Source organism: Streptomyces sp. NPDC045431, from assembly GCF_040646655.1.
Classification (GTDB): Bacteria; Actinomycetota; Actinomycetes; order Streptomycetales; family Streptomycetaceae; genus Streptomyces.
Genome location: NZ_JBEZAQ010000026.1, coordinates 56,431 through 69,010 on the forward strand (window position 1 = coordinate 56,431; position 12,580 = coordinate 69,010).

General features: G+C 72.4%; 13 protein-coding genes. 4 read left to right on the plus strand and 9 right to left on the minus strand.

The window, feature by feature from the left end; genetic code table 11:
* Positions 1-12 precede the first annotated feature (12 nt).
* The 3 genes from AB0A69_RS31580 to rimP form a co-directional block, all read right to left on the minus strand.
* Positions 13-291: a YlxR family protein gene (locus AB0A69_RS31580; RefSeq protein WP_361429135.1), complete on the minus strand. Its 279-nt coding sequence runs from the start codon at positions 289-291 to the stop codon at positions 13-15.
* A 137-nt stretch (positions 292-428) separates the two neighbouring features.
* Complete coding sequence (nusA, locus tag AB0A69_RS31585) at positions 429-1,424, minus strand: transcription termination factor NusA (protein ID WP_361429137.1); 996 nt, start codon at positions 1,422-1,424, stop codon at positions 429-431.
* A 2-nt stretch (positions 1,425-1,426) separates the two neighbouring features.
* On the minus strand, positions 1,427-1,924 hold the full coding sequence (gene rimP / locus AB0A69_RS31590) for a ribosome maturation factor RimP (RefSeq protein ID WP_361429139.1): 498 nt from the start codon (positions 1,922-1,924) through the stop codon (positions 1,427-1,429).
* Between the two features lie 153 nt (positions 1,925-2,077).
* Between rimP and AB0A69_RS31595 the strand changes: the two genes are divergently transcribed.
* The 4 genes from AB0A69_RS31595 (at position 2,078) to AB0A69_RS31610 (ending at position 5,120) form a co-directional block, all read left to right on the plus strand.
* The gene (locus AB0A69_RS31595; protein ID WP_361429141.1) at positions 2,078-2,638 is read left to right on the plus strand and encodes a hypothetical protein; all 561 of its coding nucleotides are present in this window, start codon (positions 2,078-2,080) and stop codon (positions 2,636-2,638) included.
* 27 nt (positions 2,639-2,665) lie between these two features.
* Positions 2,666-3,097 carry a ferritin-like domain-containing protein gene (locus AB0A69_RS31600; protein ID WP_361429143.1) on the plus strand — a complete coding sequence of 144 codons (432 nt, stop codon included), beginning with the start codon at positions 2,666-2,668 and terminating at the stop codon, positions 3,095-3,097.
* A 122-nt stretch (positions 3,098-3,219) separates the two neighbouring features.
* Positions 3,220-4,113 carry an aminoglycoside phosphotransferase family protein gene (locus AB0A69_RS31605; protein ID WP_361429145.1) on the plus strand — a complete coding sequence of 298 codons (894 nt, stop codon included), beginning with the start codon at positions 3,220-3,222 and terminating at the stop codon, positions 4,111-4,113.
* Between the two features lie 74 nt (positions 4,114-4,187).
* The gene (locus tag AB0A69_RS31610) at positions 4,188-5,120 is read left to right on the plus strand and encodes a slipin family protein (RefSeq protein ID WP_361429147.1); all 933 of its coding nucleotides are present in this window, start codon (positions 4,188-4,190) and stop codon (positions 5,118-5,120) included.
* 16 nt (positions 5,121-5,136) lie between these two features.
* Here AB0A69_RS31610 and AB0A69_RS31615 read toward each other — a convergent pair whose 3' ends face one another.
* From AB0A69_RS31615 to dxr, 6 genes are all read right to left on the minus strand, one after another.
* A complete protein-coding gene (locus AB0A69_RS31615; RefSeq protein ID WP_361429149.1) occupies positions 5,137-6,831 on the minus strand; it encodes a proline--tRNA ligase in 1,695 nt (564 codons plus the stop codon).
* 68 nt (positions 6,832-6,899) lie between these two features.
* Positions 6,900-7,493: a GNAT family N-acetyltransferase gene (locus AB0A69_RS31620; protein WP_361429151.1), complete on the minus strand. Its 594-nt coding sequence runs from the start codon at positions 7,491-7,493 to the stop codon at positions 6,900-6,902.
* A gap of 15 nt (positions 7,494-7,508) precedes the next feature.
* Positions 7,509-8,354 (minus strand): GNAT family N-acetyltransferase, encoded by an 846-nt coding sequence (locus AB0A69_RS31625; RefSeq protein ID WP_361429153.1) that lies wholly within the window; start codon positions 8,352-8,354, stop codon positions 7,509-7,511.
* A 169-nt stretch (positions 8,355-8,523) separates the two neighbouring features.
* The gene (gene ispG, locus AB0A69_RS31630; RefSeq protein ID WP_361429155.1) at positions 8,524-9,681 is read right to left on the minus strand and encodes a flavodoxin-dependent (E)-4-hydroxy-3-methylbut-2-enyl-diphosphate synthase; all 1,158 of its coding nucleotides are present in this window, start codon (positions 9,679-9,681) and stop codon (positions 8,524-8,526) included.
* 167 nt (positions 9,682-9,848) lie between these two features.
* Positions 9,849-11,150, minus strand: coding sequence for a site-2 protease family protein (locus tag AB0A69_RS31635; protein WP_361429157.1), 1,302 nt, complete (start codon positions 11,148-11,150; stop codon positions 9,849-9,851).
* Positions 11,147-12,409, minus strand: coding sequence for a 1-deoxy-D-xylulose-5-phosphate reductoisomerase (gene dxr, locus AB0A69_RS31640; RefSeq protein WP_361429159.1), 1,263 nt, complete (start codon positions 12,407-12,409; stop codon positions 11,147-11,149). Before dxr ends, AB0A69_RS31635 begins: the two co-directional genes overlap by 4 nt.
* Positions 12,410-12,580 lie beyond the last annotated feature (171 nt).

A 12,580-nucleotide genomic window follows, 5' to 3' on the forward strand; every position in this document is an offset into this window, starting at 1 on the left:
CGTACTTCTTTCTTACGGTGCCGACTGCTCGACGTACTGGCGGACGTCGTCCGTTTCGAGCGGTCCCTGGACCTTGAAGGCCCTGGGGAACGCCCTTCGGCGGACCGCCAGGTCGAGACAGACCGAGGCGGGATGCACGTATGCACCCCGGCCGGGCAGCGTACCGCGTGGATCGGGGGCGCAGGCGCCCTCGATCACCACGATGCGCAGCAGTTCACGCTTGGCCGCCCGCTCCCGGCATCCCACGCAGGTTCGCTCAGGGCATGCGCGGGCATGCGTCCGGCCAGACACGCTTAAGTCTACCTCCCCGCACCGACCTCACCCCTTTGGGGCAAAAATCGAACGGTTGTTGTCGTGATCTCGCTGTGGCACAACGTGACCACGGCGCGATCTATTCCCTGGGAGCCCGAGCCGGGGCTCAGCCCTGCTCAGTCCTGCTCGGGGGTCTGCTCCGTGTCGGGGCGGATGTCGATGCGCCAGCCGGTGAGGCGGGCGGCGAGGCGGGCGTTCTGCCCCTCCTTGCCGATCGCCAGGGACAGCTGGTAGTCGGGCACGGTCACCCGCGCGGAGCGGGCGGCCATGTCCACGACCTCCACCTTGGAGACGCGCGCCGGCGAGAGTGCGTTCGCCACCATCTCGGCCGGGTCGTCCGACCAGTCGACGATGTCGATCTTCTCGCCGAGCAGCTCGGCCATGACGTTGCGCACCCGGCTGCCCATCGGGCCGATGCAGGCGCCCTTGGCGTTGAGACCCGAACGGGTGGACCGCACGGCGATCTTCGTACGGTGACCGGCCTCACGGGCGATCGCGGCGATCTCGACGGAACCGTCGGCGATCTCCGGGACCTCCAGCGCGAAAAGCTTCTTCACCAGATTGGGGTGCGTCCGCGAAAGGGTGACGGACGGGCCGCGCACGCCCTTGGCGACGCGGACGACGTACGTGCGCAGCCGCAGGCCGTGCGTGTACTCCTCGCCCGGCACCTGCTCCTGCACCGGAAGGATGGCTTCCAGCTTGTCGTCCAGCTTGACCAGGACGTTCTTCGGGTCCTTGCCCTGCTGCACCATGCCGGCGACGATGTCGCCCTCGCGGCGGGCGTACTCGCCGAACGTCACATCGTTCTCGGCGTCGCGCAGGCGCTGCTGGATGACCTGGCGGGCGGTGCTCGCGGCGATCCGGCCGAAGTCCGACGGCGTGTCGTCGAACTCCTTGGGCTCCTGCCCCTCCTCCAGGTCGGCCGGGTCCTCCTTCGCCCACACCGTCACGTGACCGGTCTGCCGGTCGAGCACGGCACGGGCGTGGCGGCGGGCTCCCTCGGTGCGGTGGTAGGCGATGAGGAGGGCCGACTCGATCGCCTCGACCAGCAGGTCGAAGGGAATCTCCTTCTCCTGTGCCAAGCCCCTCAGGAGCTTCACGTCGATGTCCACGGCTACGCCTCCTCTTCCTTCTTGTCCTTGCGGTTGAACTCGATCTCCACACGCGCCTTCGCGATGTCCGGGAACTCCACGCGGCGGGCGGTGGGCTTGCGCCCCTTCACACCCGGCACCTCGAGATCGAGGCCCTCGTCGTCCACGGAGAGGATGCGGGCCACCAGGTCGCCACCCTCCTGCAGCTGGATTCTGGCCAGGCGGCCGGTGGCGCGTACGTAGTGGCGGTGCTCGGTCAGCGGGCGGTCGGCGCCCGGCGAGCTCACTTCGAGGACGTACTCCTCGTCGCCCATCGCGTCCGTCTCGTCGAGCTTGTCCGAGATGGAGCGGCTCAGTTCGGCGCAGGCGTCGAGCTCCACGCCCTCGTCCGAGTCCACGACGATCCGGAGCATCCGGCGGCGGCCGGCCCGGGACACCTCGATCTCTTCCAGATCCAGACCCTGGGCGCTGACGAGCGGTTCCAGCAGCCCGCGCAGCCTTTCGCTCTGGGTGGTGCTCATCCGGGTGACTCCTCGGCCGCGTGTGCTGTTGTGGGATCGTCGCGTGTCAGAGCAAAGGGTATCCGGTCGCGGGGGGTGTTGCCGTCCACCTCGCGGGACCCGCGGGTACGCTCGCCTGCGATGATCTTCGCCGGCGGCCGATGGGAGAGACGCGTGGGGCGCAGGGGTACGACACGCAGGCGTGCGCTCATCGCGGCGGGCGCGGCGGTCACGGCGGGCCTGTGGACGGCCGGTTGCTCGTCCGACGACGGCGGCTCCGGCCGTTCGGCGTCGGCGGCCGACCGCGCGGCGCGCGAGGAGGCACGGCTGCGCGCCCGCTCCTCCGCGGTGAGCGCCGCGCTGCTCGGGCGGTACGACGCGGTCCTCGCCGCGCACCCCTCGCTGGGCCCCCGGCTGTTCCCGCTGCGGGCGGCGGTCGCCGCGCACACGGCCGCGCTCGCGGAGGACGGCACGCGCCGGGCCGCGTCCCCGACGCCGGGCACCGAGGCCGCGGCCCCGCCCGCGGCCTCCACCGCCGCCGCGCCGGGCCCCTCGCGGACGCCGGTGCCGGAGGACCCCGGCGCCGCGCTGGCGGAGCTGGCCGCGGCCGCCCGCCGCGCCGCGGACGCGCACACCGCCGCGTTGCCGGACGCCCCGCCGGAGTACGCGCGGCTGCTCGCGTCCGTCGCCGCGGCGGCCGCCGCGCACGCGTACCTGCTGACCGCCCGCGCGTAGCACAGCGGGCCACGAGAGGAGCCGATCATGAGCGCCCTGGACGCCGTCCAGGCGGCACTCGCCGCCGAGCACGCGGCGGTGTACGGGTACGGGGTCGTCGGCGCCCGGGTCGGCGAGGAGCGCCGGGCCGAGGCGACCGCCGCGTACGCCGCGCACCGCGCCCGCCGCGACGCGCTGGCGCGTACCGTACGCGACCTGGGCGGGAGGCCCGCCGCCGCAGCCGCGGGGTACGCCCTGCCGTTCCCGGTGCCGGACGCGGCCGCGGCCGTACGGCTCGCCGCCGAGCTGGAGGACCGGGTGGCGGGCGTCTACGCGGACCTGGTGCGGGCCTCCGAGGGCCCGCTGCGGCGCGAGGCGGCGGGCGCGCTGCGGGAGGCGGCGGTGCGGGCGGTGCGGTGGCGAGGGAGCGGCGTAGCCTTTCCCGGTCTCGCCGAGCGCGCGAGCGAGCAGCTGAGCTGAGCTGTAGCGGAGGGTAGGGGTCGCCCGAGGTACGAGGGCGGCACCTGCCCGCAGCGGTAGCGAAGCGGAACGCGACCAAAGAGACAGTGAGTCGGGGTTGGGTGAAGGGGAACAACGCACGCATGGCTTTCGAACCGCCGCAGCGACTGGTGCGGGCGCTCGGCGAGGTGTACGGGGACGCGGCCGCGCGGGACTGGCTGGACCGGGTCCCGGGGATCGTGGCGGACGCGCTGGCCCGGCGGGAGCTGGCGGCCGAGCGGGTCGTCGTCCCGGGCGGGCGCAGCGGCGTCGTCGTCCTCGTACGGCAGCGGTCCGGGGAGCCGGCCGCGCTCAAGGTCGCGCCGCCGTTCGCCGCGCCGGAGCTGGAGCGGGCCGCGCTCGCGCACTGGAACGGCTTCGGTGCGGTCCGGCTCCTGGACGCCGAGGGGCCCGGGCTGCTGCTGGAGCGGCTGCACACGGAGGTCTCGCTGCGTTCGCTGCCGGAGGCCAAGGCGCTGCTGGAGGCCGCGGGCACGGTCCGGCGGCTGTGGGTAGAGCCGCCCGCCGGGCACGGTTTCGAGTCGGTGGCCGAGCGGACGGCGCGGCAGGCGGAGGCCATGCGGGCGGGCGAGGACGCGGAGTCCGCCGGGCTGGTGGCGGCCGCGCTCGACGCCCGCGAGGAGCTGGTGGCGGCCCCGCCCGAGGAGCTGCTGCTGCACGGGGCGTACCGGCAGGGCAAGGTGCTGGGCGGGGAGCGGGCGCCGTGGCTGGCGGTGGGGCCGGATCCCGTGGTGGGCGAGCGGGCGTACGACCTGGCGCGGCTGGTGCGGGACCGGGTGGAGGACCTCGTGGCGACGGCCTCGGGTGCCTCGGCGGCGCGCCGCCGGGTGAGCAGGCTGGCCGACTCGCTGGACGTGGACCGCGAGCGGCTGCGTGGCTGGACGCTCTTCCGGGCCGTGGAGTCGGGCACGCGGGCGCTGGCGGCGGGGCGGCGGCAGGACGGGGAGCTGCTGATGGAGTTCGCCGGCTGGCTATGACACCCTTCCGGGCTCCCCCGGCGCCCCCTTTGGTGCGATATTGGGCTTAACGCACCCGTAAGGGGGTTGTTGTCATGGTCGAGGAACTGCTGACGGTGGCCGCGGCGGCGGGGTCCGCGGGAGCGGTGTACCTGGCGGCCGCGGCGAGGGTGGTCAAGCAGTACGAGAGAGGGGTCGTGCTGCGGTTCGGCCGGCTGCGCAGCGGAGTCCGGCCGCCCGGGTTCACCATGATCGTGCCGTTCGTCGACCGGCTGAACAAGGTGAACATGCAGATCGTGACCCTGCCGGTGCCCGCCCAGGAGGGCATCACCCGGGACAACGTCACGGTCCGGGTGGACGCGGTCGTGTACTTCAAGGTGGTGGACCCGGCCGCCGCGATCATCCGCGTCGAGGACTACCGCTTCGCGGTCTCGCAGATCGCGCAGACCTCGCTGCGGTCGATCATCGGCAAGAGCGACCTCGACGACCTGCTGTCGAACCGCGAGAAGCTCAACCAAGGGCTCGAACTCATGATCGACAACCCGGCCGTGGAGTGGGGCGTCACCATCGACCGCGTCGAGATCAAGGACGTCTCGCTGCCGGAGACGATGAAGCGTTCGATGGCCCGCCAGGCCGAGGCCGACCGCGAGCGGCGCGCCCGCGTCATCAACGCGGACGCCGAGCTCCAGGCGTCGAAGAAGCTCGCGGAGGCGGCGGGGGTGATGTCCCAGACGCCCTCCGCGCTCCAGCTGCGGCTGCTGCAGACGATCGTGGCGGTGGCCGCCGAGAAGAACTCGACGCTGGTGCTGCCCTTCCCGGTCGAGTTGCTGCGCTTCCTGGAGCGGGCCGCGCAGCACCCGCCCGAGGCGCCCGCGCACCCGCAGGGCCTCCACGTCCACGACCCGCACGCGCACGAGCCGCTGCCGCCCGAGGCGTACGACCACGAGCGGAAACGCGAACCGGCGCCGGCCCCGCCGCACGTACACGACGTGCGGGAGGACGACACCGGTACCGCGGGCTGTATGTGACGCCGGCGAGCCCTGCTTACGCGGAGAGGCGGGCGATCGCCTCGTCGACCGTGAGCTCCTCGCGCTCGCCCGTGCGGCGGTCCTTCAGCTCCAGGACGCCCTCGCCGGAGCGGCGTCCCGCCACGAGGATCTTCGGTACGCCGATGAGCTCGGCGTCCGTGAACTTCACGCCCGGCGAGACGCCGGCCCGGTCGTCGACCAGGACCCGCAGGCCCGCCTCGCCGAGCTTCCCGGCGACGTCGAGTGCGAGCTCCGTCTGGAGGGCCTTGCCCGCCGCGACGACGTGGACGTCGGCCGGGGCGATCTCGCGGGGCCAGCACAGGCCCTGCTCGTCGGCGTGCTGCTCGGCGAGGGCGGCGACGGCGCGGGAGACGCCGATGCCGTACGAGCCCATCGTGACGCGGACGGGCTTGCCGTTCTGGCCGAGGACGTCCAGCTGGAGGGCGTCGGCGTACTTGCGGCCGAGCTGGAAGATGTGGCCGATCTCGATGGCGCGGTCCATCTTCAGGCCGGTGCCGCAGTTGGGGCACGGGTCGCCGTCCTCGACCTCGACGACGTCCAGGTACTGGTCGACCTCGAAGTCGCGGCCCACGACGACGTTCCGCGCGTGCTTGCCGGGCTTGTTGGCGCCGGTGATCCAGGCGGTGCCGGGGGCCACGCGCGGGTCGGCGATGTAGCGGACCTTGTCGAGGCCCTGCGGGCCGATGTAGCCGCGGACGAGCTCGGGGCGGCCGGTGAAGTCCTCGGCGGTGACGAGCTCGACGGTGGCCGGGGCGAGGTGGTCCTCCAGCTTGCCGAGGTCGACGTCGCGGTTGCCGGGGACGCCCACGGCGACGATCTCGCCGTCGACCTTGACCAGCAGGTTCTTCAGCGTCGCGGCGGCCGGGACGTCCAGGTGCGCGGCGAGCGTCTCGATGGTCGGGGTGTCGGGGGTGTCCATCTCCTCCAGCGGGCCGTGCGCCGAGCCGTCGACGGGCGTCAGCGGGTGCGTGACGGCCTCGGTGTTGGCGGCGTAGTCGCAGGAGGGGCAGTAGACGAAGGTGTCCTCACCGGCGGCGGCCGGGGCCAGGAACTCCTCGGAGGCGGAGCCGCCCATGGCACCCGAGACCGCCGAGACGATCTTGTGCTCCAGGCCGAGGCGCGTGAAGATCTTGATGTACGCCTCGCGGTGCAGGCGGTACGACTCGGCCAGGCCCTCGTCGGTGGTGTCGAAGGAGTACGAGTCCTTCATCTGGAACTCGCGGCCGCGCAGGATGCCGGAGCGCGGACGCGCCTCGTCGCGGTACTTCGTCTGGATCTGGTACAGGATCACCGGCAGGTCCTTGTAGGACGTGCACTGGTCCTTGACGAGGAGCGTGAAGATCTCCTCGTGCGTCGGGCCGAGCAGGTAGTCGCCGCCCTTGCGGTCCTTGAGACGGAACAGCTCGGCGCCGTACTCGTTCCAGCGGCCCGTCGCCTCGTAGGGCTCCTTGGGCAGCAGGGCCGGCAGGAGCACCTCCTGGCCGCCGATCGCGTCCATCTCCTCGCGGACGACGCGGGCGACGTTCTCCAGGACCTTCATGCCGAGCGGCAGCCACGACCAGATGCCCGCGGCGTTGCGGCGTACGTAACCGGCGCGGACGAGCAGTTTGTGGCTGAGCGTCTCGGCGTCCGCCGGGTCGTCGCGCAGTGTCTTGACCATCAACCGGGACATGCGCTGGACCTGGGCCATGGGGAACTCTCCTGCGGTGAAAAGTGTGATGCCTAGGAGGTTAGCCCTGGGTCACCGCCCGGCGGAAATCAGTTCCCGCGCGGGGCGTCGCCGCGCCGCCGCAGCGGGAGCGGCGCACCCATCACCGCGTACGGCCGCGCCGCACTGGGGAAGTGGACCCTGCGCGCGAGGTCGTGGTAGCCGAGGGAGCGGTAGAGCATGCGCGCCGGGCTCTCCGTGTCGATGGCGGAGAGGATCGAGCGCGGCTGCGCGGCGGCGTCCGTGATGGTGGTGATCAGCTCGCGGCCGATGCCCCGGCCCTGGTACGCGGGGTGGACGTGGAGCTCGGTGATGACGAAGGCGTCGTCGAGCCAGCCCTCGTTGCCCTCGCGGACGAGGTAGGGCTGGACGACCGTCGACCACCAGTGGGCGCGGTCGTTGGGCATCCCGTACACGAAGCCGACGAGCCGCCCGTCGGGCGTGGTCGCGCCGTAGGAGGTGGCGCCGGGGCAGAGCAGGTGGCGCAGCACGATGTGGCGGCGTACGCCGATCTCGTCCTCGCTCAGTCCGAAGGCGAGGGCCTGCACGGCGAGGGCCGCGTCCACGCGCGCGGCGAGGTCGACCGGCCCGACCGCGACGCCGTCGACGTCGTCCGCGTCCCGCACGTCATCCACGTCTTCCATGGGCGAACCCTAGCCTCAGAACAGGACGCTCATGAAGGCCCCGACCTCGCGGAAGCCGACGCGGCGGTAGGCGGCCCGGGCGGGGGTGTTGTAGTCGTTGACGTACAGGGAGACGACCGGGGCGACGTCGGCGAGGGCGTAGCGCAGGACGGCCGCCATGCCGGTCTCGGACAGGCCGCGGCCGCGGTGTTCGGGGGCGACCCAGACGCCCTGGATCTGGCAGGCCTGCGGGGTGGCGGCGCCGATCTCGGCCTTGAAGACGACCTTGCCGTCCTCGACGCGGGCGAAGGCGCGGCCCGCGCCGACGAGCTCGGCGACGCGCGCCTGGTAGAGGAGTCCGCCGTCGCCGGCGATCGGCGAGATGCCGACCTCCTCGGTGAACATCGCCACGCACGCCGGCATGATCACGTCCATCTCGTCCTTGCGGACGCGGCGGACGAGCGGGTCGGGGTCGATGTCCGGCGAGGGCCGCTCGGTGACCATGAGCGGCTGGTGGGGGCGGACGTCGCGGGCCGGGCCCCAGCTCGGTTCGAGCAGCCGCCACAGCTGAGCGGTCGGTTCGGCGGGGCCGACGATGGAGGAGCAGCGCCGCCCGGCGCGGCGGGCGCGGTCGGCGAAGGCGCGGACGGCCTCGGGGCCGGCGCAGATGGGGACGAGGTTGGCGCCGGAGTAGCACAGCGAGGTGAGCCGCCCGTCGGCGTACCAGCCCCACATCTCGCCGCCGAGGCGCCACGGGTCGAGCCCGGCCGCCCGCACGCGTGCGGTGACGAACGCGTTCTGGACGGGGTCGCTTTCGAGGATGGCGAGCGCGGCGCCGAGGTCGCCGGGTTCGAGGACCCGGGTGGTGGTCTGCGTCAGCACGAGGGGGCCTCACCGTGTTCCGACAGGGTCCTGGCACTGTACCTGGCGGCGCGAGAGGAGTGGCAGGACGGCCGGGACGGCGACGAGCCCCGCCGGGGGTGCGGCGGGGCTCGTCGGTGTGCTTGTCGGCGTACGCGTCGGTGTGCTTGTCGGCGTACGTACGGTGGGGTCAGCCGGCGACCGAGACGGTGGGCTCGCCGGAGGCGATGCCGTCCTTCTCCATCTGCTCGGCGATCTTCATGGCCTCTTCGATGAGGGTCTCGACGATCTTCGACTCCGGCACGGTCTTGATGACCTCGCCCTTGACGAAGATCTGGCCCTTGCCGTTGCCGGAGGCGACGCCGAGGTCCGCCTCGCGCGCCTCGCCGGGGCCGTTGACGACGCAGCCCATGACCGCGACGCGCAGCGGGACCTCCATGCCCTCCAGGCCCGCCGTGACCTCGTCCGCCAGCTTGTAGACGTCCACCTGGGCGCGGCCGCAGGACGGGCAGGAGACGATCTCCAGGCGGCGCTGGCGGAGGTTCAGCGACTCCAGGATCTGGATGCCGACCTTGACCTCCTCGGCCGGCGGCGCGGACAGCGAGACGCGGATGGTGTCGCCGATGCCCTCGCTCAGCAGCGCGCCGAAGGCGACGGCCGACTTGATCGTGCCCTGGAACGCCGGGCCCGCCTCGGTCACGCCCAGGTGCAGCGGGTAGTCACAGGCCGCGGCCAGCTGGCGGTAGGCGGCGATCATCACGACCGGGTCGTTGTGCTTGACGGAGATCTTGATGTCCCGGAAGCCGTGCTCCTCGAAGAGGGAGGCCTCCCACAGCGCCGACTCGACCAGCGCCTCGGGGGTGGCCTTGCCGTACTTCTGGAGCAGGCGCCGGTCCAGCGAGCCCGCGTTCACGCCGATCCGGATGGGCACACCGGCGTCGCCGGCGGCCTTCGCGATCTCCTTGACCTTGTCGTCGAACTGCTTGATGTTGCCGGGGTTCACGCGGACCGCCGCGCAGCCCGCGTCGATCGCCGCGAAGACGTACTTGGGCTGGAAGTGGATGTCCGCGATGACCGGGATCTGCGACTTCTTCGCGATCACCGGCAGCGCGTCCGCGTCGTCCTGCGTCGGGCAGGCCACGCGGACGATCTGGCAGCCCGAGGCCGTCAGCTCGGCGATCTGCTGCAGCGTGGCGCCGATGTCGGACGTCCGGGTGGTCGTCATCGACTGCACCGAGACCGGGGCGTCGCCGCCGACCGGGACGCTGCCCACCATGATCTGCCGCGACGTGCGCCGGTCGGCGAGCTTGGTGGGAACGGACGGGATACCGAGAGAAATCGCGGTCATCTGGTGTGCAACCCCAAGGTGTGGATCGAGGTCCCGAGATCGGCGGGCTCCAGGTTTGAGGTTACAGCCCCGGGGTGAAGGGGCCGGACACCACGGGGTGTCCGGCCACCCGTCCCACTCGCACGGCTGTACCCACTCGGAGGGGGACGCCCGCCCGCGGCCGACGGCTAGGAGATCTTCACCGGGTTCACGATGTCCGCGACCAGCACGAGCAGCGTGAAGCAGATGAAGATGCCCGCCACGACGTACGCCACCGGCATCAGCTTCGCCACGTCGAACGGCCCCGGGTCGGGGCGCCGGAAGACCTTGGCCACGGTGCGGCGCAGGGACTCCCACAGGGCGCCGGCGATGTGCCCGCCGTCCAGCGGCAGCAGCGGCAGCATGTTGAAGAGGAACAGCGAGAGGTTGAACATCGCCAGGGTCAGCAGGAGCGTCGCCACGATGTTCGGCGCCGGGATGTCGAGGTTCATGACCTCGCCGCTGATCCGGGCGGCGCCGACCACGCCCACCGGGGAGTCGGCCTTGCGCTCGCCGTCGCCGAAGGCCGCGTCCCACAGGTCGGGGATCTTCGACGGCAGGGCGATGACGGAGTCCACACCGTCCTCGATCATGTCGCCCATGCGGGACACGGACTCGCCGAAGGTGAGCGGCTCGATCACGGTCCGCGCCTCGAAGCCGAGGTAGCCGGCCCGGACGTACTTCTCGGCGATCACCTCGCCGTCGGCGTCCTTGGCCATCACCGTGTTCTCGATGAGCTTGGGGTGCAGGACCACCTCCTGGCCGTCGCGCACGACGGTGACGGTGGCCGGGCCGATGGTGGAGCGGATGCGCTCGGAGAGCGTGGGCCAGTCGTGGACGGGGTCACCGTTGAAGGCGACGATCCGGTCGCCCACCTTGAGTCCGGCCGCCTGGCCGGGCGAGACCGGGTCGCCCGCGGCGCACTTCTGCCGGTCCTCGCTCTGCTGGATGACGCACTTCTGGACCCCGGCGACCTCGGTGGTCTGCTTCTGCATGCCGAAGGTCATGCAGACGCCCACGAAGATCGCGACGGCGAGCACCAGGTTCATGAAGGGGCCCGCGAACATCACGATGACGCGCTTCCACGGCGCGCGCGTGTAGAACAGCCGCGTCTCGTCGCCCGGCCGGAGCTCCTCGTACGCCGCCGAGCGGGCGTCCTCGATCATGCCCCGGAAGGGCGAGGTGGAGCGCGCCTCGATCCGGCCGTCGTCGCCGGGCGGGAACATGCCGATCATGCGGATGTAGCCGCCAGCGGGGATGGCCTTGATGCCGTACTCGGTCTCGCCCTTCTGCCGCGACCAGAGAGTGGGGCCGAAGCCGACCATGTACTGCGGGACGCGGATGCCGAACATCTTGGCCGTGGTGAGGTGGCCGAGCTCGTGCCAGGCGATGGAGACGAGCAGGCCGACGGCGAAGACCGCGATGCCGAGGAACGTCAACAGGATCGTCATGCGCGAGCCTCCGCCATGGTTTTCTCCGCCAGTTCACGGGCCCGGGCGCGGGCCCAGGTCTCCGCCTCCAGGACGTCCGGCACCGTCAGTGAGGTTCCCGAGCCGGGTGTGCCGTGTTCCGCGACGACCGCGGTGACCGTGTCCATGATCCCCGTGAAGGGCAGCCGGCCGTCGAGGAACGCCGCGACGCACTCCTCGTTCGCGGCGTTGAAGACCGCCGGGGCCGTGCCGCCGAGCTCGCCGACGTGCCGGGCGAGGCCGACGGCGGGGAACGCCTCGGTGTCCAGCGGGAAGAACTCCCAGGTGGAGGCCGTGGACCAGTCGAAGGCGGGGGCCGCGTCCGGGACGCGCTCGGGCCAGCCGAGCCCGATGGCGATGGGCCCCCGCATGTCCGGCGGGGTCGCCTGGGCGAGGGTCGAGCCGTCCGTGAACTCCACCATCGAGTGAACGTACGACTGCGGGTGCACGACGACCTCGATGCGGTCGAAGGGGATGTCGTAGAGCAGATGCGCCTCGATGACCTCCAGGCCCTTGTTGACCAGGGTGGCGCTGTTGACCGTGATGACCGGCCCCATGGCCCAGGTGGGGTGCGCGAGGGCGTCCTCGCGGGTCACGTGGGCCAGCTCCGCCTTCGTACGGCCGCGGAAGGGGCCGCCCGAGGCGGTGACGACGAGCTTGCGGACGTCGGCGCGGGTGCCGGCGGCGAGCGCCTGGAAGAGCGCGGCGTGCTCCGAGTCGACCGGGATGATCTGGCCCGGCTTGGCGAGCGCCTTGACCAGCGGCCCGCCGACGATGAGCGACTCCTTGTTGGCGAGGGCGAGGGTGCGGCCCGCTTCGAGGGCGGCGAGCGTGGGCGCGAGGCCGATGGAGCCGGTGATGCCGTTGAGCACCGTGTGGCAGGGGGAGGCCGCGACCTGGGCGGCGGCGTCCGGACCGGCGAGGATCTCCGGCAGCGGCTCCGAGCCGGGGCCGGAACCGTACAGCTCGGTGAGCGCCTCCCGCAGCGCCGGGACCGCGTCCTCACGCGCCACGGCCACCGTGCGGACCCGCAGCCGGTGCGCCTGCTCGGCGAGGAGCCCGGCCCGGCCGCCCGCGGCGGACAGGGCCGTGACACGGAACCGGTCGGGGTTGCGCAGGACCAGGTCGATGGCCTGCGTACCGATGGACCCGGTGGAGCCGAGGACGACGATGTCCCGGCGGCCTTCGGCCGGATCGAAGGCGATGTGCGGGTCTGCGAGGGGAGATGGGCTGTCGCTCATGCCCCCATTCTTGCCGCAACGGGCGGGTGCCAGGACCGCGCCCCTACGCGCCGCCGCCCGTGGCCGCCTGGAACTTCTCCCACTGGGCGGTGACGACCTCCTGCGGGACGCCGCCGAAGTCCTTGGTGTCGAGGACCTCGGCGCGGAAGGCGAGGGTGGTGGAGCCGGAGC

Coding starts and splice junctions, on each gene's coding strand:
- rimP (WP_361429139.1), bottom strand. CDS start 1,924: ATGAGCACCACCCAGAGCGAAAGGCTGCGCGGGCTGCTGGAACCGCTC.
- AB0A69_RS31600 (WP_361429143.1), top strand. CDS start 2,666: ATGAGCGCCCTGGACGCCGTCCAGGCGGCACTCGCCGCCGAGCACGCG.
- AB0A69_RS31605 (WP_361429145.1), top strand. CDS start 3,220: ATGGCTTTCGAACCGCCGCAGCGACTGGTGCGGGCGCTCGGCGAGGTG.
- AB0A69_RS31610 (WP_361429147.1), top strand. CDS start 4,188: ATGGTCGAGGAACTGCTGACGGTGGCCGCGGCGGCGGGGTCCGCGGGA.
- AB0A69_RS31615 (WP_361429149.1), bottom strand. CDS start 6,831: ATGGCCCAGGTCCAGCGCATGTCCCGGTTGATGGTCAAGACACTGCGC.
- AB0A69_RS31620 (WP_361429151.1), bottom strand. CDS start 7,493: ATGGAAGACGTGGATGACGTGCGGGACGCGGACGACGTCGACGGCGTC.
- ispG (WP_361429155.1), bottom strand. CDS start 9,681: ATGACCGCGATTTCTCTCGGTATCCCGTCCGTTCCCACCAAGCTCGCC.
- AB0A69_RS31635 (WP_361429157.1), bottom strand. CDS start 11,150: ATGACGATCCTGTTGACGTTCCTCGGCATCGCGGTCTTCGCCGTCGGC.
- dxr (WP_361429159.1), bottom strand. CDS start 12,409: ATGAGCGACAGCCCATCTCCCCTCGCAGACCCGCACATCGCCTTCGAT.